This window comes from Bacillus sp. SA1-12, from assembly GCF_000981385.1.
GTDB lineage: Bacteria > Bacillota > Bacilli > Bacillales > Bacillaceae > Metabacillus.
Window position 1 is genome coordinate 1 of sequence record NZ_LATZ01000091.1, and the last position, 656, is coordinate 656.

2 protein-coding genes are annotated in these 656 nt (G+C 35.4%); both read left to right on the forward strand.

Annotation, left to right across the window (positions count from 1 at the left end; translation table 11 throughout):
* The first annotated feature begins 22 nt into the window (after positions 1-22).
* The gene (locus WQ54_RS34335; RefSeq protein WP_197089536.1) at positions 23-157 is read left to right on the forward strand and encodes a transposase; all 135 of its coding nucleotides are present in this window, start codon (positions 23-25) and stop codon (positions 155-157) included.
* Between the two features lie 19 nt (positions 158-176).
* Positions 177-584, forward strand: a complete 408-nt coding sequence (locus WQ54_RS17960) for a helix-turn-helix domain-containing protein (RefSeq protein WP_156178009.1) — start codon at positions 177-179, stop codon at positions 582-584.
* The last annotated feature ends 72 nt before the right edge of the window (positions 585-656 follow it).

Below are 656 nucleotides of genomic sequence, written 5' to 3' on the forward strand. Positions count from 1 at the left end.
CTAATTATTGGGGTGTTTTTTAGTGGCTAAATATAGTGAAGAATTTAAGTTGAAGCTTGTAAAAGAGTATTTAGAAGGTAAATTGGGATATAGATTATTAGCACAAAAGTATAATATGAAAGACTCCACACGTATTTTGAGATGGGTAAAAGCTTAAATTTGGGGAGAAAGGGTTAATGAGAAAGAAGAACAAGGAAACTTATTCTGTTCAATTTAAGCTAGATGTATTAAGCTTTATGAAAAGAACAGGTTCTTCAGAGACTGATACAGCCCTTCAATTTGGACTAACCAACCCTTCTATGGTAGCTTCTTGGAAGAAAGCTTTTTTGGAGGGTGGTCCTGAGGCCCTGGATAGACCGAAAGGACGGCCATCCATGTCTGATCTTAATAAGAACAAAAGAAATAAAAAAGTTGCAGAAGAAAAAGAAATGACGTACGAACAAAAATTGGAGAGAGAAAACGAACTTCTGCGTTTAGAGGTAGAATACCTAAAAAAGTTGCGAGCTTTTCAGATGGATCCGGAAGGCTATCTCGAAAAGCACAAGCAGCGTTATCATTCGAACTCAAAGAAATCTTCAAATTAAAGGATGTTTTACGAATAGTCGGTATTCCGGAGTCTTCCTATCATTATCATATAAAAGTAATGAAGAAAAAAA